This window comes from Bacillus sp. SIMBA_008 (genome assembly GCF_046535495.1).
In the GTDB taxonomy this organism is placed as follows: Bacteria; Bacillota; Bacilli; order Bacillales; family Bacillaceae; genus Bacillus; species Bacillus subtilis.
The window spans coordinates 242,816-261,643 of the sequence record NZ_JAWRWL010000004.1 but is presented as its reverse complement, the minus strand read 5'-3'; the positions used below and the strand labels follow the sequence as shown (position 1 = coordinate 261,643).

General features: G+C 46.7%; 19 protein-coding genes. 8 read left to right on the top strand and 11 right to left on the bottom strand.

From position 1 onward, the window contains the following. Positions 1 to 5 precede the first annotated feature (5 nt). Together SB658_RS15340 and SB658_RS15335 are read right to left on the bottom strand one after the other, a co-directional pair. Positions 6 to 1,442, bottom strand: a complete 1,437-nt coding sequence (locus SB658_RS15340; RefSeq protein ID WP_010886406.1) for a PTS mannitol transporter subunit IIBC — start codon at positions 1,440 to 1,442, stop codon at positions 6 to 8. Positions 1,443 to 1,614: 172 nt separating this feature from the next. Continuing rightward, positions 1,615 to 1,968, bottom strand: coding sequence for a hypothetical protein (locus SB658_RS15335; RefSeq protein WP_003246726.1), 354 nt, complete (start codon positions 1,966 to 1,968; stop codon positions 1,615 to 1,617). Positions 1,969 to 2,132: 164 nt separating this feature from the next. On the opposite strand from SB658_RS15335, the gene cutR reads away from it, so the two are divergent. Genes cutR through SB658_RS15320 form a run of 3 tightly spaced genes read left to right on the top strand, consistent with a single transcriptional unit; the run spans position 2,133 to position 4,992 of the window. After that, on the top strand, positions 2,133 to 2,705 hold the full coding sequence (gene cutR / locus SB658_RS15330; protein ID WP_144500877.1) for a copper uptake transcriptional regulator CutR: 573 nt from the start codon (positions 2,133 to 2,135) through the stop codon (positions 2,703 to 2,705). A gap of 34 nt (positions 2,706 to 2,739) precedes the next feature. Continuing rightward, positions 2,740 to 4,365: a copper transporter YcnJ gene (ycnJ, locus tag SB658_RS15325; protein WP_144500897.1), complete on the top strand. Its 1,626-nt coding sequence runs from the start codon at positions 2,740 to 2,742 to the stop codon at positions 4,363 to 4,365. Between the two features lie 12 nt (positions 4,366 to 4,377). Beyond that, positions 4,378 to 4,992, top strand: coding sequence for a YcnI family copper-binding membrane protein (locus SB658_RS15320; protein WP_144500876.1), 615 nt, complete (start codon positions 4,378 to 4,380; stop codon positions 4,990 to 4,992). 43 nt (positions 4,993 to 5,035) lie between these two features. Here the strand turns inward: SB658_RS15320 and gdh are convergent, their stop codons facing one another. The 4 genes from gdh to gabT all read right to left on the bottom strand — a co-directional run bounded on the left by gdh (position 5,036) and on the right by gabT (position 9,594). Then, positions 5,036 to 5,821, bottom strand: a complete 786-nt coding sequence (gene gdh, locus SB658_RS15315; RefSeq protein WP_003246720.1) for a glucose 1-dehydrogenase — start codon at positions 5,819 to 5,821, stop codon at positions 5,036 to 5,038. Positions 5,822 to 5,840: 19 nt separating this feature from the next. Next, on the bottom strand, positions 5,841 to 6,704 hold the full coding sequence (glcU, locus tag SB658_RS15310; protein WP_144500875.1) for a glucose uptake protein GlcU: 864 nt from the start codon (positions 6,702 to 6,704) through the stop codon (positions 5,841 to 5,843). A gap of 122 nt (positions 6,705 to 6,826) precedes the next feature. Continuing rightward, positions 6,827 to 8,215: a succinate-semialdehyde dehydrogenase gene (gabD, locus tag SB658_RS15305; protein WP_021481750.1), complete on the bottom strand. Its 1,389-nt coding sequence runs from the start codon at positions 8,213 to 8,215 to the stop codon at positions 6,827 to 6,829. Between the two features lie 68 nt (positions 8,216 to 8,283). Next, positions 8,284 to 9,594, bottom strand: coding sequence for a 4-aminobutyrate--2-oxoglutarate transaminase (gene gabT / locus SB658_RS15300; protein ID WP_144500874.1), 1,311 nt, complete (start codon positions 9,592 to 9,594; stop codon positions 8,284 to 8,286). Positions 9,595 to 9,699: 105 nt separating this feature from the next. Between gabT and gabR the strand changes: the two genes are divergently transcribed. Then, on the top strand, positions 9,700 to 11,139 hold the full coding sequence (gene gabR, locus SB658_RS15295; protein ID WP_128441354.1) for a MocR-like transcriptional regulator GabR: 1,440 nt from the start codon (positions 9,700 to 9,702) through the stop codon (positions 11,137 to 11,139). A 1-nt stretch (position 11,140) separates the two neighbouring features. Here gabR and SB658_RS15290 read toward each other — a convergent pair whose 3' ends face one another. Next, positions 11,141 to 11,455: an ArsR/SmtB family transcription factor gene (locus tag SB658_RS15290; RefSeq protein ID WP_003234476.1), complete on the bottom strand. Its 315-nt coding sequence runs from the start codon at positions 11,453 to 11,455 to the stop codon at positions 11,141 to 11,143. A 139-nt stretch (positions 11,456 to 11,594) separates the two neighbouring features. Between SB658_RS15290 and SB658_RS15285 the strand changes: the two genes are divergently transcribed. The 4 genes from SB658_RS15285 (at position 11,595) to SB658_RS15270 (ending at position 15,128) form a co-directional block, all read left to right on the top strand. Next, positions 11,595 to 11,882 carry a putative quinol monooxygenase gene (locus SB658_RS15285; protein WP_003234477.1) on the top strand — a complete coding sequence of 96 codons (288 nt, stop codon included), beginning with the start codon at positions 11,595 to 11,597 and terminating at the stop codon, positions 11,880 to 11,882. 16 nt (positions 11,883 to 11,898) lie between these two features. After that, positions 11,899 to 12,648 carry an oxygen-insensitive NADPH nitroreductase gene (nfsA, locus tag SB658_RS15280; protein WP_014475811.1) on the top strand — a complete coding sequence of 250 codons (750 nt, stop codon included), beginning with the start codon at positions 11,899 to 11,901 and terminating at the stop codon, positions 12,646 to 12,648. A gap of 163 nt (positions 12,649 to 12,811) precedes the next feature. Further along, entirely contained in the window at positions 12,812 to 13,690 is an 879-nt protein-coding gene (locus SB658_RS15275) for a TetR/AcrR family transcriptional regulator (RefSeq protein ID WP_014478837.1), read from the top strand. 19 nt (positions 13,691 to 13,709) lie between these two features. Continuing rightward, complete coding sequence (locus SB658_RS15270; protein WP_003234482.1) at positions 13,710 to 15,128, top strand: MDR family MFS transporter; 1,419 nt, start codon at positions 13,710 to 13,712, stop codon at positions 15,126 to 15,128. A 46-nt stretch (positions 15,129 to 15,174) separates the two neighbouring features. On the opposite strand, the gene yclQ is transcribed toward SB658_RS15270, so the two are convergent. Genes yclQ through yclN form a run of 4 tightly spaced genes read right to left on the bottom strand, consistent with a single transcriptional unit; the run spans position 15,175 to position 18,792 of the window. Further along, positions 15,175 to 16,128, bottom strand: coding sequence for a petrobactin ABC transporter substrate-binding protein YclQ (gene yclQ, locus SB658_RS15265; RefSeq protein ID WP_014478834.1), 954 nt, complete (start codon positions 16,126 to 16,128; stop codon positions 15,175 to 15,177). A gap of 21 nt (positions 16,129 to 16,149) precedes the next feature. Next, positions 16,150 to 16,908, bottom strand: coding sequence for a petrobactin ABC transporter ATP-binding protein YclP (gene yclP / locus SB658_RS15260; protein WP_003234487.1), 759 nt, complete (start codon positions 16,906 to 16,908; stop codon positions 16,150 to 16,152). Beyond that, the gene (yclO, locus tag SB658_RS15255; RefSeq protein WP_131227116.1) at positions 16,902 to 17,849 is read right to left on the bottom strand and encodes a petrobactin ABC transporter permease YclO; all 948 of its coding nucleotides are present in this window, start codon (positions 17,847 to 17,849) and stop codon (positions 16,902 to 16,904) included. The genes yclP and yclO overlap by 7 nt, the downstream gene beginning before the upstream one ends. Continuing rightward, positions 17,842 to 18,792 (bottom strand): petrobactin ABC transporter permease YclN, encoded by a 951-nt coding sequence (yclN, locus tag SB658_RS15250; protein ID WP_088325307.1) that lies wholly within the window; start codon positions 18,790 to 18,792, stop codon positions 17,842 to 17,844. The genes yclO and yclN overlap by 8 nt, the downstream gene beginning before the upstream one ends. Positions 18,793 to 18,828 lie beyond the last annotated feature (36 nt).

Below are 18,828 nucleotides of genomic sequence, written 5' to 3'. Positions count from 1 at the left end.
TAAGATTACTTTTTCAGCTTTTCAATCAGCTCATCGTATTTCGGGCTGTTTAAGAAGTTATCCACTGATATGTGCGTCGCGTTCGGCAGCTTTGCTTTCGCGCGGTCTGTTAAATCTTTGTGGGTGATGACAATATCCGCATCGCTTGGCAGATTGTTAATGGCCGTGTTGGTCACACTGATGTCAAGCTCCGCTTTTTTCACTTTGTTTCTTAAGATGGATGCCCCCATGGCACTTGATCCCATTCCCGCATCACACGCAAAGATAATTTTGTTCACGCTTTCAGGAGACAGCTCAGACGCTTCTTCTGCTTTGGCTTGTTCCGCCTCTAAAGCAGCTGCTGCTTGGCTTTTCTTCCCCTTCATGGACTGCATTTTTTCTGTTGCGGCAGCCAGGTCTTCTTCACTAGCTTTAGAGGATTTCAGGATCACTGCTGAAACGATGAACGATACAGCTGCAGCGACCAATACACCCGCCAATACGCCGAAATAGCCTCCTCTTGGCGTCATTGCCATCAATGCGATAATGCTTCCCGGTGACGCTGCCGCGACAAGTCCGGCATTAAAGATCGTAAATGTTAAGAGTCCGCTTGCTCCGCCGGCAATGGCTGCGAGAATCAGGGCCGGTTTCATCAGAATGTACGGGAAGTAAATCTCGTGAATCCCTCCGAAGAAATGGATGATCGCCGCACCGGGAGCCGTTGATTTTGAAGATCCTTTGCCAAAGAACATGTAGGCCAGCAAAATGCCGAGCCCCGGTCCAGGGTTTGCTTCTACTAAAAACAGAATTGATTTTCCTGTTTGAGATGCTTGCTCGATTCCGATCGGGCTTAAGATTCCATGGTTTATGGCGTTGTTAAGGAACAACACTTTCGCCGGTTCTACAAAAACACTGGCTACCGGCAGTAAATTAGCGTGTACAATGACTTCCACACCAGCCGCCAGCAATTTATTTAGCGTCAAGACAACCGGGCCGATGGCGTAAAACGCGAGAATCGTTAAAGCCGCGCCGACAATCCCTGCCGTAAAGTTGTTGATCAGCATTTCAAAGCCTTGCTTGACTTTATCCTTGAATAATTTATCAGTCTGTTTAATGAGGTATCCGCCAAGCGGACCCATAATCATTGCGCCTAAAAACATTGGAATATCCGATCCTACAATCACCCCAATTGCCGCTGTCGCTCCGACAACTCCGCCGCGGTGGTCGTAGATCATTTTTCCGCCTGTATACGCTATCAAAAGCGGCAATAAATACGTAATCATCGGGCTGACCAGCGTGTTCAGCTGTTCATTCGGAAACCATCCTGCCGGAATAAACAGCGCGGTAATGATACCCCACGCGATAAACGCGCCGATATTCGGCATGATCATTCCGCTCAAATAACTCCCAAAGCGTTGCACTTTCACTTTCATGCCGCCTTGCTGCTGTTCTTGCTGCTGCATATATAAACCCTCCCTGTTTTGTTTGTCGCTGTAAGATACAAAAATATGTTCAGAGAATGATGCTTCCCTTTGACTCTATGTTAAAACGCTTACAGTCCCTATACAATTGAAAGTAAAGAGGACTTTGGCACATGACTGTGACAATTTTTTAAAAATAAAAAGGCTCCTGGTTTCAGGAGCCTTTTCTCTTTCCTCTATAAATGATGTTGCCATTTTGAATCACGTACTTTGCAATCATCCGCTCACTCACAATAAAAACGGGATACGCGCACACAAGCGCAAATACAGCCATCGGCACGTGCTGTACAGCTGGCAGCACTGAGCCTGCCGCATTGCGGAGGAGCATCAAAAGATAAATAAGCAGCACGATGGCCGCTAATGATACCAGCATAATCGGAGCTGAAACTTTATATTCATAAAGCCGTTCCCGGCAGTGGCCGCAGCGAAATTGACAAGGCACATTTGATGATCTGACCATATCGCCTGTCAAAGGTTTGCCGCAGTTCGGGCATGGTGTTTCTTTCATAGGGTATTCCTCACTTTCTATTCCATCTGTCTATTATACCAGAGTCCCTTCTGTTTCGTTTTGTTGCTGTTCAACACATTTTCACATTTTTTATCATCCACTTACTTGTCTCCGTCTCTAAAATCCTCTACGCTTAAATAGATCTTAATGAAGAGGGTGTATGAATGCTTCCGATTAATAGACAGCAACACATACTGAAGTGGCTGAAAGAAGAAGGCTCGCTTAGAATTTCTGACATCAGCGCAAGGTTCGGCGTTTCGGAAATGACGGTATATAGAGATGTCAATCAGCTGGTTCAGTCAAATCAGGTCATTAAAACGGCCGGCGGCATCACGCTCCCCGCCCGAACACCTCAAACGGATCATATGTGCAGCTATTGCTTGAAGCCCGTCAATCAAGCTCATTCGGTTCAGCTGATTACGGTAAACCAAGACATTGAACAGCTATGCTGCGCACATTGCGCGTTTTTGCGTTACGCGGATAAAACGGAAGAGGTTTCACACTTGATTTGCAGAGATTTTCTGTTACAGACAACCGTCAGTGCCGGTTCGGCTTATTTCGTCGTAAATGCTGAATTAAACCTGCACTGCTGCCAGCCGCAGGCCATTCCGTTTGCGGCACTTGACCATGCCGAACGATTTCAAAAAGGATTCGGCGGAGCCGTCCGCACTTTCGACCAAGCGCTGGAAGATATGCTTCAAGACAGAAAGAAACGCTGCACCTGCACCAAGAAATAACACAACACATACAGCGGAAGGTGGTGTCTGAGTGATGAAGCGAAACAGATGGTGGATCATCCTTCTGCTTTTTCTTGTTTTCCTGCCGAAAACAAGCTTTGCTCACGCCTATATTGTCAAATCTTCACCTAGGGAAAACAGCGAATTAAAAAGCGCCCCTGCGCAGGTGGAAATCGAATTTAATGAACCGGTTGAAGAAGGGTTTCATTACATTAAAGTCTATAATTCAAACGGCGACCGTGTGGATACGGACAAGACTGAAATCAAAAAAGATAATCATCACATCATGACAGTGAAGCTGAAGAAGAATCTGCCTAAAGATGTGTACAGAGCGGAATGGAATGCCGTATCCGCGGATGGACATCCTGTTTCCGGCGCCATTCCGTTCAGTATCGGGAAAGCGGATGGCGGATTCAGCAGCCAAAAAGCAGCCGATTCAGCTCTGAATCCGGGAACAGCAGCAGATCGCGCGATTCTGTATACAGCCTTATCTCTGTTTATCGGAACGGTTTTCTTCCATCTTTTCTGGTATAAAGGGAAATCAGAACAGCTCGTCAAACGGACGAGACGTATCCTGACCGGCTCGATCGCAGCATTGGGGCTGGCGCTTTTGCTTCAGCTTCCGATTCAGACAAAAGCGAACGCAGGCGGCGGCTGGGGCAGCGCATTCCAGCCGGGCTACATCAGAGAAACACTGTTTGAGACAGCAGGCGGCTCCATTTGGATCATACAGGCTGCGCTGTTCGTGCTGCTCGCACTGTCTGTCATCCCTGCGATACGGAAAAACCGCTTTTCATCCTTTGGCTATTGGACAGCGCCGCTCATTTTCTTTTTCGGTCTCCTGCTTGCCAAGGCGTTTACCGGGCATGCTGCTGTCGTTGAAGAAAAAACGGTCGGCATTTTGATGGATTTCCTTCATTTAACTTCCGCTTCCATCTGGGTCGGCGGAATAGCGGCACTCGTTTTGCTACTCTCAAAAGAATGGAGGCAGCCTGACAAAACGCTCGCGTGGGAGACGGTCAGACGGTTCTCCCCATGGGCGCTCACTGCAGTCGGTGTCATTTTGTTTTCAGGCTTGCTTAATGGATTTTTCATCATTCGTTCAATGGATTCTCTGTTCCATACAGCGTACGGCCAAGCTCTTTTAGTGAAAAGCGGGCTGTTTGTTTTCATGCTGGTCTTAGGCGCAATTCATTTTCTGCTTACCAGAAAGCAGCGCCGCACAGGAATCAGCCGAACGTTGAAAGCGGAGTGGGCAATCGGCATCGCTGTATTGATCACAGCGGCCGTGTTTACAAGCCTGCCAAGCCCGCCTGAGCCGGCGCCGGAACCGTTTTACCAAACCAAAGCGATTGAGAACGGACAAAGCGTTTCTCTCAGCATCAGCCCAAACCAGCCCGGAAAAAATGTTTTTGAGCTGCGTGTCACCGACCATAACGGAGATCCCGTGAAAAACATCCAGCAAATCACGTTAACCGTTTATAAAACAGGCCTGTCAGGCAGCGAAAACAAAAGCACCTTTACATTAAAAGAAAAAACAAAAGGCGTCTTCCAAGATCAAAACCTGTCGATTAATGAAAAAGGAAACTGGAAGATCAAAGTCCACGGCCTGACCGGCGACTTTAACGAAATCAATATCATGTTTACAAAGACCAATTAAGGAGTGTTTACGTTGTTGAAAAAAATCGCATTGACACTATCTCCGGCTATTGTCGGCTCCCTCTTATTCTTTACGGCCCCTGCCAGCGCGCACGTTTCTGTAAAACCGGCTGAGTCTGCTGCAGGCTCTTGGGAAACGTATACAATGAAGGTCCCTTCTGAGAAAAATCTGCCGACAACGAAGGTTGTCCTCAAAATGCCGAAGGATGTTGAATTCCAGCAATATGAGCCAATTCCGGGCTGGAAGGTTTCCACTCAAAAACATGATGACAAATCAGTGTCCGTGACGTGGGAAGCGACTGACGGAGGCATTCAGGAAGGCCAGTTCCAGCAGTTTACCTTTGTTGCCAAAAACCCTGACAAAGCGGAGGAAGCTGCTTGGGACGCATACCAATATTACAAAGACGGCAGCATTGTTGAGTGGACAGGTGACGAGGATGCCGATACACCTCATTCCATTACAAACATCACGTCTGCAAAACAAGTGACAGATGAGCACGGCGCCACGAAAACAGAAGACGATTCCGAAAACTCAGGTTCTTCAGCTCTAGACATTACAGCGATTGTGCTGTCTGCGGCTGCCATTATTTTATCTGTAGCAGCACTTGTTAAGAAAAAGCGTGCGTAATAAAAAAGCGATCCAGATGTGATGTCTGGGTCGCTTTTTTTGTTTAACCGCGTCCTGCCTGGAATGAAGGATATTGTGTCATACCGCCGTCCGCGAATAACGTGATGCCTGTGACGTAGCTGGCTTCCTTCGAAGCAAGCCAGGCTGCTACTGCGGCGATCTCCTCCGGTTCGCCGATATATCCCATTGGAATCATGCTTTCTACATCAGCTTTCTGTTTAGGGTCAGCGAATTTTTCAGCATTGATTGGCGTGTTGATCGCACCTGGCCCAATATTATTGACGCGAATGCCCTTCGGCGCGTATTCCAACGCTAATGTTTCTGTCATCAGCTTTATCCCGCCTTTACTTGCCGCATAGTGGACAAATAACGGCCAAGGAATCACTTCGTGCACACTGGACATGTTAATGACATTTCCCTTGATATCGTTTTCTACGAAATATTTTATCGCTTCACGGCTTCCTAAAAAGGCACCCGTTAAGTTCGTGCCGATGACTTTATCCCAATCCTTGAGCGGCATTTCGTGAGATGGTACAGGATTTTCAAGACCGGCATTATTAATCATAATATCGAGTGTGCCGAACTCCTTGATTGCCGTTTGCACGATATTTTTTACATCTTCCTCTTTCGTGACATCTCCTTGGACGACAACAGCTTCACCGCCCGCCTTGATGACCTCTTCTTTTACCTCGTTTGGATCTTGTTTATTACTATAATAGTTGATAACCACTTTTGCCTGCTCCTTGCCGAAGCGAATGGCCATCGCCTTTCCGAGCCCTGAAGCAGCTCCTGTAATAGCGACGACTTTTCCTTTTAAATCCGGATACATATACATCCTCCTCCATTTGTTATGAATTTGTTTTGGCGATTCCTAAGAATACGGCGGCGGCAATAATCAGGATAATCCCGATCGCAATTGCTATAAGCTGGCGTTTCGTTTTCTTTTCACGCAGGATGAAAATACCGCCGAGCGTAGAAATGACAATTCCCATTTGTGAAAGGGAAAAGCTCGTTGCAACGCCGACTCGCGGCTGAGAAATAAACAAAAACATATTTCCGCCTGCCCAGATTAACCCTGGGAGAATATTTCTGATCGCATACTTGTTAAAGGGTTTGTGTCTATAGGTTAAAACTAACCCCCCGACCACCATGCCAATTGCCTGTGGCAGCAGCGCGGACCAGCCGGACACATTGAATAATCTAGCCACGACTACATAAACCAAATAACCAAGAGTCGAAACAAGGAGAATCAAAATGCCCTTTTTCAAATTGCTTGGCTCGCCCTCTTTTTTATCATTCTTATCTTCCAAGGACGTGAGAATGATTCCCACAATGATAAAGATCAAAGCGAGAACGCCAAGCGTAATCGCAATCGGTGTTGACCATTCGCGGAACACGATCACACCGAACAGCGAGGTGGAAACGAGCTGCATTCCTGTGGAAATCGGCATTGTTTTCGACACGCCCATCAATTGAATGCTTTTCAGCTGGTTGGCCTGTCCAAGTGACCAAAATAAGCCGGATACGACTCCAACAATAAAAATGCGAAGGGACAGAACGGGCTGAACAAAAAAGTAAATAACGATAGAAACAATGAGTGCCCCGATCGTCGTTCCCAGTGTCTGGCTGTACGGCCCGCCGCCTAATTTCACATTGAAGAGAACAATGCTCCCCCAAAACAAAGCCGGGAGAAGAGCCAATAATAAATCCATTGTTGGGGAACCTTCTTTCAAAATGTATTTGCTGTTATTTTGGCTGGAATTGTTGTGATTATTCGCCGGAACACAAAAAGAGCTGCCGGAAAATCCGGCAGCTCTCAGGAGCGTGCATTCTTTTATAAACCGATGGACAAATATTTTGTTTCAAGGTACGGCTCGATACCTTCTGAACCGCCTTCACGGCCGATGCCGCTTTCTTTCATTCCGCCGAATGGCGCTTGAACCGCTGACGGTCCGCCGTCATTCCAGCCGATAATGCCATACTCTAGATTCTCGGAAATATAGATGCCGCGGCGGTAGTTTTCTGTGAAGAAGTAAGCAGCCAAGCCATACGGTGTATCGTTGGCAAGCTGAATCGCTTCATCAATATCAGAAAACGTGACGATCGGGGCGACCGGGCCGAATGTTTCCTCATGCATGATGTTCATGGACGTATCGACATCGGTGAGCACTGTCGGATTCACAAAGTAGCACCCTTTGTCATCGTTTCGGTCATATGTGCCCCCAGCAATAACTTTCGCGCCTTTTTCAACCGCATCATCTATTTGGCTGACGATTTTTTCGAAGCCTCGTTTGTTGATAATCGGGCCGACATTGACGCCTTCCTCAAGTCCATTTCCGACTTTCAGCTTAGACACTTGCTCGCTCAGTTTCGCAGCAAATTCATCCTTGATGGATTCATGAACGATCAGGCGGTTGGCACATACGCAGGTTTGGCCGGCGTTTCGGTATTTGGACGCCATCGCCTGTTCAACAGCAAGGTCAATGTCTGCATCTTCATCTACGATCAGCGGGGCGTGTCCGCCGAGTTCCATTGAGACGTGCTTCACGGTGTCCGCGCTGTTTTTCATAAGGATTTTCCCTACAGGTGTTGAGCCTGTGAACGTGATTTTGCGGATTTTCGGACTGCTTGTGAACACATTTCCGATTTCTTCTCCATCGCCGATCACAACCTGAAGAACATCCTTCGGAATGCCCGCTTCATATGCGAGGCGCGCTAGTTCATAAGCAGACAGCGGTGTGTCCGGCGCCGGCTTGATGATAAATGTACAGCCGGCGGCAAGAGCAGGCGCCGCTTTGCGCGTAATCATCGCATTCGGGAAATTCCAGGGCGTGATAGCAGCAACGGGGCCGACCGGCTGGCGTGTGACAACAATTCGTTTACCCGTTGTCGGGGCCGGGACCGTTCTTCCGTACACACGCTTCGCTTCCTCTGCGAACCATTCGATATAGCCTGCGCCGTAAAGTACCTCGCCGACTGCTTCCTGGTATGGTTTTCCGTTTTCCTTTGTAATTAAATCTGCAAGCTCTTCTTTATGTTCAACAATCAGCTCATACCATTTTTTCAAAAGAGACGCTCTTTCGTTCGCTGATGTTTTAGACCACGTTTTAAACGCTTGATGTGAACGTTCAATGGCTTCTTCTACTTCTTTGGCTGATTGCTGAGGAATCGTTTTGATCTCCTCGCCCGTAGCCGGGTTGTAGACCGTTAATTGATCTGGCATATTGAACATTCCTTTCTTTTCATGATTACTTAAAATGATAGCAGACCCAGCCGTTTTCTTTCCAATGATTAAGCTCGCAGGCCAGCCTCCAAGATGCTGAGCCCTTCATTTAAAAGGCTGTCTGAGATGACGAGCGGTGTCAAAAAGCGGATGATATTACCGTTAATTCCCGCTGTCAGCAAAAGTAATCCGTTTTGATTCGCATAGGCCGCGATCGCTGCTGCTTTTGCTTTATCAGGCTCACGCGTGTCTGGATCCTTGACGATTTCGATTGCGGCCATCGCTCCGAGTCTGCGGATGTCACCGATGAACGGGAATTCTTGTTTCCACTCATACGCCTTGTCTTCAATGATTTTGCCAATTTCTTCAGATCGCTCATTCAGTCCTTCTTCTTCGATAATATCCAAGACTGCCAAAGCCGCCGCGCAGCCGAGCGGGCTGCCGGCATACGTGCCGCCCAGCTCCCCTGGCGCTGCCGCATCAAGCATTTCCGCACGCCCGATCACACCGCTTAATGGCAGGCCTGCCGCAAGCGATTTAGAAACCGTGATCAGATCGGGCGCTACATCAAAGTGCTCAATTGCGCAATAAGTGCCAGTTCTGGCAAAGCCGGTTTGGATTTCATCAGCAACAAAAACAATGCCGTGTTCTTTGCAGAATGAAGCGACGTGCTGTACGAACCGTTTCGAAGGGATAATAAACCCGCCTTCTCCCTGCACTGGCTCCATCACGACACACGCCACCGTTTCAGGCGCCACTGAAGCGATAAAGAAATCATTGAATGCTTGAATGACCATATCGTCATAGCTTTCATCACTCATGCCGGCCGGCTTCTGATAATAATAAGGGAACGGCGCTTGATAAACCTCTGGCGCAAAAGGCCCGAAACCGAATTTATAAGGTTTTACCTTGCTTGTCATGCTCATCGTCATATTTGTGCGCCCGTGAAACCCGCGTGTAAACGAGACAACGCCTTGGCGCTTTGTATACTTTCTGGCGATTTTCACAGCGTTTTCGACCGCTTCTGCCCCTGAGTTAAGAAAAATCGCTTTTTTCTCATGGCTGCCCGGTGCAATGCCACACAGTTTTTCGGCTAACTCGATATAAGTCGGGTACATCATGACATTAAAGCCAGGATGAATCAGCTCCTCCGCCTGCCGCTTCACAGCCTCAACCACCTTCGGATGCGAGTGTCCGACATTTAACGTGCCGATGGCGCCTGCAAAATCAATAAATCTCCGGCCGTCCAGATCGTACAGCTCGGCCCCTTCTCCTTTGACCGCCAGACTGCGGTTGCCGTTGCTCACACCTTTTGACACAAATTGATCCCGTTTTTGCTGCCATTGTGCAGTTGTGATGCTTGCTGTTGTTTGACTCATGTGAATATCCCCCTGTCGGTATTTTCTTATCATTCTGACTTCTCTTTGGTATGATGAAAAGTACCAATTATAACTTTTTGATGGTATCAGAAGGAGAAAATACAAATGGATATCACGATTACACTCGATCGTTCAGAACAAGCCGATTATATCTATCAGCAAATTTATCAAAAGCTGAAAAAAGAAATCCTCAGCCGCAATCTGCTGCCGCACTCGAAGGTTCCCTCCAAGCGGGAGCTGGCTGAAAATCTCAAGGTCAGCCTAAATTCAGTGAATTCAGCCTATCAGCAGCTGCTGGCTGAGGGGTATTTGTACGCCATTGAACGAAAGGGTTTCTTCGTGGAGGAACTAGACATGTTTTCCGCCGAGGAGCACCCTCCATTTACACTGCCGGATGACCTAAAAGAGATTCACATCGACCAGAGCGATTGGATATCGTTTTCACACATGAGTTCCGATACAGACCATTTTCCGATCAAAAGCTGGTTCCGCTGCGAGCAAAAAGCGGCCTCCCGCTCATACCGCACGCTCGGCGATATGTCACATCCGCAAGGGATATATGAAGTGAGAGCGGCCATTACGAGGCTCATTTCCCTGACGAGGGGTGTAAAATGCAGGCCGGAACAAATGATCATAGGGGCAGGCACACAGGTGCTCATGCAGCTGTTGACTGAGCTTTTACCCAAGGAAGCCGTGTATGCGATGGAGGAGCCTGGCTACAGGCGCATGTATCAGCTTTTGAAGAATGCCGGAAAACAAGTAAAGACGATCATGCTGGATGAAAAAGGCATGTCGATTGCTGAAATCACCAGACAGCAGCCAGATGTGCTGGTGACCACCCCGTCGCATCAGTTTCCGTCCGGAACGATTATGCCTGTATCCAGAAGAATTCAGCTGCTGAACTGGGCAGCCGAGGAGCCGCGCCGATATATTATTGAGGACGATTATGATAGTGAATTCACATATGATGTAGACAGTATTCCGGCGCTGCAAAGCCTCGACCGTTTTCAAAATGTCATCTATATGGGAACCTTTTCAAAGTCCCTTCTCCCCGGCTTGCGGATCAGCTATATGGTGTTGCCGCCTGAGCTGTTGAGGGCATACAAACAGCGGGGCTATGATCTGCAGACTTGCTCATCACTCACACAGCTCACCCTGCAGGAATTTATCGAGTCTGGTGAATATCAGAAGCATATAAAAAAAATGAAGCAGCATTATAAAGAAAAGAGAGAACGCCTGATCACCGCTTTAGAAGCAGAGTTCAGCGGAGAGGTAACCGTAAAAGGAGCAAATGCGGGGCTGCATTTTGTTACCGAATTTGATACCAGGCGCACCGAACAAGACATCCTGTCACATGCTGCCGGGCTGCAGCTTGAAATATTCGGAATGAGCCGATTTAACTTGAAGGAAAACAAGCGGCAAACGGGCAGGCCAGCTCTCATTATTGGTTTTGCACGGCTGAAGGAAGAAGATATTCAGGAGGGTGTGCAGCGGCTTTTCAAAGCGGTTTACGGACATAAAAAAATCCCCGTTACAGGGGATTGATTCACCAGCGGTCCTGGTCTACATTCAGCACGGCTTCAAGCAGGCCCGGAAATGCCTTTTCAAGGTCTTCAGCGCGAAGCGAATAATACCGGCGCTTTCCTTCTATCCGAACTTGAGCGATGCCCGATTCTCTCAAAACTTTAAAATGATGCGACAAAGTCGATTTGGCAACCTGCACATCTGCACAGGTGCTGCACGTTTTTTCTTTTGCTTCAGCTAATTGCTTGACGAGCTCTAAACGAAGCGGATCACTAAGTGCATGAAGAACCTTTGTCAGCTGCAATGTTTCTGTTTCTGGATGGTTTGGAATGTTCATGACACAAATGTATCACACAACAATTAGAATGACAATTTTACTATATAAGGGTTTTTCCTTTACCTCATTTAGAATACATGTTACATTTAGTTCGATGAAATTCGAACAATAAATTCGCATAACAACGGAGGAGATTTAAATGATCGTATTACAAGCTTACATCAAAGTAAAACCAGAAAAACGCGAGGAATTTTTGAGCGAGGCTCAATCACTTGTTCAGCATTCAAGAGCTGAGGAAGGCAACGCGCAATACGACCTATTCGAAAAAGTAGGCGAAGAAAATACATTTGTCATGCTTGAAAAATGGAAAGATGAAGCGGCAATGAAATTCCATAACGAAACTGCGCATTTCCAAGGGTTTGTCGCAAAAGGAAAAGAACTGCTGAGCGCCCCTCTTGATGTTGTCCGCACAGAGCTTAGCGAGTAAAGAAAGGGTGTCCCATATGAATGAAGTGATTAAATCTTTAAAAGACCACCGCTCGATTCGCAGCTACACAGATGAGCCTGTAGCTCAGGAGCAATTGGACCAAATCATTGAAGCGGTGCAATCAGCCCCTTCTTCTATCAACGGACAGCAAGTGACTGTGATCACAGTCCAGGATAAAGAGCGCAAAAAGAAAATCTCCGAGCTGGCAGGCGGCCAGCCATGGATCGATCAAGCTCCTGTTTTCCTGCTGTTCTGCGCAGATTTCAATCGGGCCAAAATTGCGCTTGAAGATCTGCATGATTTCAAAATGGAAATCACAAATGGATTGGAATCTGTTCTTGTCGGCGCAGTAGACGCTGGTATTGCCCTCGGCACAGCAACAGCAGCGGCTGAGTCACTCGGACTTGGCACAGTTCCGATCGGTGCGGTTCGCGGAAACCCTCAAGAGCTGATCGAACTGCTTGAGCTTCCAAAATACGTGTTCCCTTTATCCGGCCTTGTCATTGGGCATCCTGCCGACCGTTCAGCGAAAAAACCGCGCTTGCCGCAGGAAGCTGTCAATCATCAGGAAACTTATTTGAATCAGGATGAGCTGACGTCTCACATTCAGGCATACGACGAACAGATGTCTGAATACATGAATAAACGGACAAACGGAAAAGAAACAAGAAATTGGTCACAGAGCATCGCTTCCTACTATGAGCGCCTGTACTATCCGCACATCCGTGAAATGCTTGAAAAACAAGGATTTAAAGTTGAAAAATAAGCTCTTATTCGGCCTGTCGGATTTTCCGGCAGGCCTTTCATTTACCCGGTTAAAATCCATTGACTTCTATTTTGTTTATTTGGTAAAATTTTTTCATAGTTACTCATTGGTTTTCTGTGAACCAATGGGTTTTCTAATGTTCAAGAAAGAAGGAAGCCATGAGATGCTTGATAAAAAAACAGATATCTTGTTAGCCGCGCGAAAGCTTTTTTCGGAAAAGGATTTTACGTCGGTTTCCATGCAGGCGATCGCAGAAGAATGTAAGATGTCAAAAGCTTCGATATATAAGCTGTTCCAATCTAAAGAAGATCTGCTTTTGGAGCTGCTGTCATTTAACCAGAAGCAAATGGTGGCCGCAGCCTCAAGACTTCAGGAAAATACCGCACTTACACCGGAGGAGCGTTTGACGCAAAAGGTCAAAATGGAACTGGAGGGCTTCAGGCGGAATCAGCAGTTTTTCAATATGCTGACCTACGGAAACCCCAAGCTGCATAATGACCGGGTCAAACAGCATATCCATCAGACCAGATCGACGATTATCTGCTGGCACCGCGATTCGCTGATCCAGGCGTATGGAGAAACCATTCTCCCGTTTGTGTGGGATTTGGTTATCATTCTTCACGGCATGATGCGTGAGTTTTTAATGCTGATCAAAATCGAGGAAAAACCGCTTGAGCTTGACCCGATCGCAGAGTTTATCATCAGCACCCTCAATCAGATTATCAAAAACAGGGAAACCCGCCAGTCTCTTCTTCCGCCCGAAGCCATCGAGCTTTATATTCATTCAGCATCCTCCTACAAGCCAAAGGATAAATCAGTCCTATTATCGGAAAGCCTGAAGGAATTACATAAAGGCATCTCTTCCCTGTCCGCCGCGGACTATGACGTAGATGAACTGACATCCGCAGCCGCCATGCTGGAGGAAGAAGCGAAGAAGGAAGAACCCCGCGCTTTTTTACTCAAATCACTGATTGGCTATCTGGAACAAACCAGTGTTTTAACACAGCCCGTTTCCATGTTAAAAACACTGTTAATTACTTAGAGAAAAGAAGGGATATGTATTGAACACAAGTATTGAACAAAAACCTTTTAACCGTTCTGTCATTGTCGGCATTTTGTTAGCCGGAGCGTTTGTGGCGATTTTGAACCAGACATTGTTGATTACCGCACTTCCCCATATCATGAGGGATTTCAATGTCGATGCCAACCAAGCACAATGGCTGACCACATCATTTATGTTAACCAACGGGATTTTAATTCCGATTACCGCGTTTTTAATTGAGAAATTCACAAGCCGGGCGCTGCTCATCACAGCAATGAGCATTTTCACTGCCGGAACAGTCGTCGGAGCGTTCGCGCCGAACTTCCCGGTTCTGCTGACAGCGCGTATCATTCAAGCGGCCGGAGCCGGCATTATGATGCCGCTCATGCAGACTGTATTCCTGACAATCTTTCCGATTGAAAAACGCGGCCAGGCTATGGGTATGGTCGGATTGGTCATCTCATTCGCGCCTGCGATCGGACCGACTCTTTCCGGATGGGCTGTCGAAGCTTTCTCTTGGAGATCATTGTTTTATATTATTCTTCCGTTTGCTGTGATTGATTTGATTCTTGCCAGCATCCTGATGAAAAACGTGACGACTTTAAGAAAAACACAGATTGATATTTTATCAGTCATCCTTTCAACATTTGGGTTCGGCGGCCTTCTGTACGGCTTCTCAAGCGTCGGCTCTTACGGCTGGTCCAGTTCAACCGTCTTGATTTCACTGCTGGTGGGTGTCATCGCGCTGCTCTTGTTTATCACAAGACAAATGAAGCTTGAAAAACCGATGCTGGAATTCCGCGTCTTCACGTTTGGCATTTTCAGTTTAACAACACTGCTGGGAACCCTCGTCTTTGCATTATTGATCGGTACGGAAACCATCCTGCCGCTTTATACACAAAATGTCAGAGACGTCACAGCTTTTGATACAGGGCTTATGCTCCTTCCGGGAGCCGTTGTGATGGGCTTTATGTCGCCGATTATCGGCAGAATTTTTGACCGTGTCGGCGGAAGAGGGCTGGCGATTGCCGGTTTCTGCATCATCTTCCTGACATCTCTGCCGTTTATGCAGCTGACTGACCATACGTCACTCGCTTGGATTGTCGTTTTATACACCGTTCGTCTCTTAGGCACCGCCATGATCATGATGCCGGTGACAACAGCCGGAATCAATGCGCTGCCGCGCCACTTGATTCCGCACGGAACTGCGATGAACAACACGATTCGCCAAGTCGGCGGCTCGATCGGAACCGCACTATTGGTTTCCGTGATGAGCAACCAGGCGGCACATGCAGGCACGACAAATGTGAAGCACGCCGCCCTGCACGGCATGAACGCCGCTTTTATAGTGGCTGCCGTCATTGCACTTGTCGGCTTCCTTCTCTCATTCACATTAAAGAAACCTCAGCGCCCTGCCGAACAGCAGCCGGCACGCTGATTAACAAAAAAAGAGCCCCGCTATTTAGCGGAGGCTCTTTTTGGTTTTACTTTTCTAAACCGTCTTTCACTTCTTTGATCATTTGTGCCATAGACTCAAGACCGCCTCCTGATAAGTACCAAGTAGCAGAATCAAGGTAGACGACATGATCATTTTTCACTGCGTTTACATTCTTCACATAATCATTTTCAACGACTTGTTTAGTAGATGATGTTTCACCGATCGCTGTACCGCGGTCAATGACAAACAGGTAATCCGGGTTTGTTTTTGAAATGTACTCGTAAGAAACGCTTTGTCCGTGAGTAGACGCTTTGATGTTTTTATCAGCCGGTGTCACGCCGAACACGTCATGGATCAGGCCGTATCTTGATTTAGGACCGAATGCGCTGATCTTCCCGTCGTTCGCCATGATGACGAGACCGTTTTTGTTAAGCTTTTCAGCCGTTTTCTTTACATCTGCGATTGAATGATCGATTTTTGCGAGTTCATCCTTCACTTCATCTTCTTTATCGAAGATCTTACCGATTGTTTCTGCGTCAGACTTAAATGATTCCATATACTTCGCTGTGTCTACGCCAAGGTAAATTGTCGGCGCAATTTCAGAGAATTCTTTGTAAGACTCAGATTGTCTTCCTGAGATAATGATCAAGTCAGGGTCTAAATCTGCCACTTTCTCGAAGTCTGGCTCTTTTAAGCTTCCGACGTCAGCATATTTGTCATCCTTGAATTTGGACAGATATTTAGGAAGGGCTTGTTTCGGCAGTCCCGCTACTTTATCATCAAGACCAAGTTTATCTAGTGTATCTAAGCTTCCAAAGTCAAATACGACAACTTTTTTAGGGCTCTTCGGTACTTTTGTTCCGTTTTTGTCCAGCTGGTGTTTCACCGTGATTTGTTCTTCCTTAGAATCAGAACCTTTGCTGCTTGTACTTTGGTTTCCGCATGCAGAAATGACAACTGCCGTCACCAAAGCGATGAATAGTAATGCGAACTTTTTCATGCTCTTCACCTCTTCTATATATTAAGAAAAATAGACACCTATTCTTTGATTATCAATCGTCTGAATTGGGATGGTCATATCGTAGATTTCCTCAAGCACTGACGTTTCTATCATTTCTTCAGGCGGTCCTTCTTTAACGATTCGGCCGTTTTTCAAAGCGACGATATAGTCAGAATAGACTGAAGCAAAATTGATATCGTGAATGACGATCACGATCGTTTTTCCAAGCTCCTCTACCAGCCGTTTCAGCAGTTTCATAATTTCAACTGAGTGTTTCATATCCAGATTGTTCAGCGGCTCATCCAGAAAGATATAATCTGTGTCCTGGGCAATGACCATGGCGATAAATGCCCTTTGGCACTGTCCGCCGCTCAGCTGATCCAAGTATTTGTCTTGAATGTCTTCCAGCTTCATATAGCTGAGCGCCTGGTTAATATGAACCCAGTCTTCCTCTGTCAGCCGGCCCTGTGAGTACGGAAACCTGCCAAAACTGACGAGGTCTTTGATCGTGAGCCTGATATTGATTTGGTTCGCCTGCTTCAAAATGCTCATTTTCTTGGCAAGCTCTTTGCTGTCACATGCTCCAATCTCTTGTCCGTCTATGTAAATCTCGCCGGAATCCTTTTTGATCAGGCGGCTCATGATAGACAGCAGCGTACTTTTGCCGGCGCCGTTAGGACCGATAAACGAGGTGATTTTGCCCTTTTGAATCGTGACTGACGTCTCTTCAAGAACAACTTTCCCGCCATATTGTTTGCTTACATTTCTGACCTCTACCATGATTTATTCTCCTTTAACAGCAAGTAGATAAAATAAATCCCGCCGGCAAAATTAATAATGACGCTCAGCGTCGTTGAGAAGGTAAACACTTTCTCAACCACAAACTGCCCTCCGACCAGCGCAATGATGCTGATGAAAACGGAGCCTGCGATTAAGTATGAATGCTTATATGTTTTCAGGAATTCTCTCGCCAGGTTGACGACCAGAAGGCCTAAAAACATAATCGGCCCGACTAGCGCTGTTGAAACAGAAACCAAAATCGCAACCACGATCAGCATCTGCTTCACCACTTTGTCGTAGTTAATGCCCAAATTCACGGCGTGCTCGCGTCCGAGCGACAGCACATCGAAAAATTTTGTAAAACGCCAGACATAAACGCCTGTCAGCAGGAAGATGATGAACGCGAGCCATAACAAATCCGTATTGATATTGTTAAAGCTGGCAAACATCTTGTCCTGCACAACTTGGAACTCATTCGGATCAATCAGCATCTGCATAAAGGAAGACAGGCTGCTGAACAGCGTGCCAAACACGATTCCGATAAGCAGAAGGAAAAAGATATTTCTTCCCTCACCCTTGAACATGATCTGATACAAAACAAGAGAAAACAGTATCATTAGCAGAACAGAGATGATAAAGTTGATGTTTTTATTCATGATGACCATATTCGCAGAACCGAACAAAAAGATAATGCCAGTCTGAATCAGCATGTAGAGAGAATCAAGGCCCAAAATGCTCGGCGTCAGGATGCGGTTGTTCGTAATCGTTTGAAAGATCATGGTCGAAAACGCAATCGCTCCCCCAGTTAGCACAATGGCAGCGACTTTTTTGATTCGTCTCGGAAGGGTGTAATCCCAATTGCCTAAGTCATAAAACAAAAACAAGCCAATACATACAATGGCTAAACCAACGAGCAAAGCTATTTTCATCTGGTTACGCATAGGCTTTTCTCCTTAACAGCATAAACAGGAAAATGCCGCTGCCGATGATTCCGACCATCAGGCCAATCGAGATTTCATAAGGGAAGATAATGATTCTGCCCAGTATATCGCAAAACAGCACAAACACCGCTCCCAACAGCGCAGTATGCGGCAGGCTGCTCTTCAGATTGTCTCCTCTGTAAATCGATACAATATTCGGGATGATTAAACCCAGAAACGGCAGCATACCGACAGTCAAAATGACAAGGGACGTGATCAGGGACACGATAATGAGCCCGATGTTCACAACCCGTTTGTACTTGAGGCCGAGGTTGACAGAAAAGCTTTCACCCATACCGGCCAATGTGAATTTATCCGCATACACATAGGCAATGATGACGAGCGGAATACTCAGATAAAGAAGCTCGTATCTTCCTTTCACAACTAAAGAGAAGTCTCCCTGCAGCCATGATGACACATTCTGGATCAAGTCATATTTATATGCGATAAATGTCGCGATTGAACTGACGATATTCCCGAGCATTAAACCGACAAGCGGAATAAAGATGGTGTCGTTAAACTTGATTCTTTCAAGGATTTTCATAAACAGAAAATTTCCTGCTAGGGCAAAGACAAACGCGACCAGCATTTTGATTAAAGGACTGGCGGATGTAAACAGCAGCAAGGAAATTAAAATGCCGAGCCTCGCCCAATCCATCGTGCCCGCCGTCGTCGGTGACACGAATTTATTTCTGCTGATCTGCTGCATAATCAAACCGCAGATGCTCATGCTTAATCCCGCGATGATAATGCTGATCAATCGCGGCAAACGGCTTGCAAACAGCGTTGACGCCTCTTGTTTGCTTAAATCGAAGAGATCAAGCGGCGACAGATCTTCTACACCGATAAATACAGATGTGACTGCTAATATGATAAGTAGAATAAATAAGTAACGTAGCTTCATGCTGCCTCCTTACATCCTTACAGCAAAAAGAACGTA